We start from the raw sequence: 2,058 nt of genomic DNA, 5'->3' as shown, positions 1-2,058 counted from the left end.
GCCAAAAATAGACGAAAAAGGTAATCGGCAAAAATAAAAAGATGAACTCGTAGCTGTTGAAGAGCATGGTGAATTATGCCCACTTTCTTTGTTTACATTCTTCAATATAATCACTGATTGTTCTTTTTGGGCTCCACCCTAAAGCCTCCGTCTTCGCACTGATGACATCGGCAGTCATTCGGTTCCCTTTTCGTTCGGGGAGCATTTCTATTTTCCCACCAAACATTTCGGCAATTTCGAGGATAGAATAGGCTTCAGGGCTACCGATACCAAACTCATCTCCATAGCCATTTTCACCTACCAGTACAAGCCCATCGATAATGTCATCGATGTGGGTGAAATTTCTTTTTTGTGTTCCGGGAGCAACGATCGTAAGAGGTTCACCCTTTTTCATTTTTTCTTTGAATAATGCAATAAGGGTCGCATATTTGCCAGTTTGGATCTCTCTTGGACCGTAGACATTGTAGAAATAGGTGATAGCATAGGGGACATTGAACCATGCACCGTAATTCATTACCAGTTCGGTATTGGTCGCTTTTGTCCATGCATAGGGTGATGCACTTCTGCCAAGTCCACCGTCTCCGAATTTCGTGGAGCTTCCGGCATAGAGGATTTTACATCCGGCTTTTCGGACAAATTCGAGAACGGCAAAAATTCCGTCTTTATTATAACGCCACACTTTTTCAATATCATCAAAGCTTTGCTCGACCCTGCTGTATTCTCCGAGGTGATAGACCATATCGGGATTAAATGTGACCAGTTCGCTGATTTGTGCCGTGTCCCCTTTGATATAGGTAACATTCGGGATATGGTTGGCTTCGCTCCCGGTAAAATAGTTATCGAGACTGTAGATGTCGTAATTGGGATTTTTTAAAAGTCTTTCGCACAGATTACTACCGACAAATCCGGCTCCGCCTGTCACTAAAATTCGCTTACGCACTGTTTATTCCTTCTTTAAATACTTACTTATTTCAATAATTCGTCTTGTTTTTTGTGGGTCCATTTGCCGCGAGGTTTATCCATATATTGAAAATACTCGTTGGTAAAGCTTCCCTGAACACAGGTGTATCGATTATGCCTAAAATTGACATTATCATCCCCTATTGCTCTGTTGAGTACCGTTGGCCCCGTTAAATCGTATACACCGTTACCGATATTTTTCTGCTCGATATTATCGACCGTGATATCAAGTGTTTTTTGCATATACGGATTCCCTTGGGCACTCGCAATAAAATAGTTGCTATAGTGGTGTTTTGTCATTAAAAACAGCTCTTTATCATCGGGCTTAATCATTTTGGAGAGGGGCCAGACGGCATGGGCGTCAATATCCATATAGACACCGCCGTAATAATTTAAGGTAAAAACTCGCCAAAAGTCAGCTTGAGAAGCACCGTCGGTCAGCTGTTCAAATGCATGATAGGTTCTTTCGGAAGCGTGTTCTTTGATAAACTCTTGACGCTCTTCTGTGCTGACGTAGCGGTATTCCCAGTCCAGAGACATCAAGCGATTAAAGAGATAATTGAAATAGACGGGGAGTGTAACATTGTTCGAGTAATTGGTTTGCCAGATTATTTTAGGGATTACAGACTGTTCCCCTGAGAAAAAAGCTTTGCTGTACATTGGTATGGTGAACCGCTTCGTCTTAAAAAAGAAATGGAATACATAGCCTAAAGTTTTAACAAATACACCGAAAAATTTAGCTAACCGATTAACAATGATTGAAGCTGCATCCACTACTTTTTTCCCCTGTGTGATACTTAAAAAATTCAATTCTACTATAAATATACTTTAAAGCTCTTTTTTAGAGGATTTAGGGGCTGAATCGGGTAGAGAGGAGAGGAGAGGAATTAGAGATTAATTCGAGAAAAAATGCTATAAAATCCCAAAAATAAGGCCACTTAATAATCCTAGCCCAATAATTAGCTGCTTTTTGGGCTTAATCGGGTTAGGCGAGATAGTTATATTAGAGATCATTGCTGTTGGTTTTACTATTGGTATTAGCTTGCTGTAGAAATAAAGTTTTTTCTTTATAGCGTTTGAGGGTGATATCAGTTATCT

At 40.2% G+C, this 2,058-nt stretch carries 2 protein-coding genes; both read right to left on the bottom strand.

What is annotated here, in order from left to right; genetic code table 11:
* Positions 1–73 precede the first annotated feature (73 nt).
* Entirely contained in the window at positions 74–940 is an 867-nt protein-coding gene (locus tag CJD30_RS11570; RefSeq protein WP_294919310.1) for an NAD-dependent epimerase/dehydratase family protein, read from the bottom strand.
* A gap of 26 nt (positions 941–966) precedes the next feature.
* Entirely contained in the window at positions 967–1,770 is an 804-nt protein-coding gene (locus CJD30_RS11565) for a glycosyltransferase (RefSeq protein WP_294919307.1), read from the bottom strand.
* Positions 1,771–2,058: the final 288 nt, after the last annotated feature.

Origin of the sequence: Sulfuricurvum sp. PD_MW2 (assembly GCF_002633015.1) — a bacterium.
Classification (GTDB): Bacteria; Campylobacterota; Campylobacteria; order Campylobacterales; family Sulfurimonadaceae; genus Sulfuricurvum.
The sequence above is the reverse complement of the archived record's forward strand: the minus strand, read 5'-3'. Positions and strand labels throughout refer to the sequence as shown.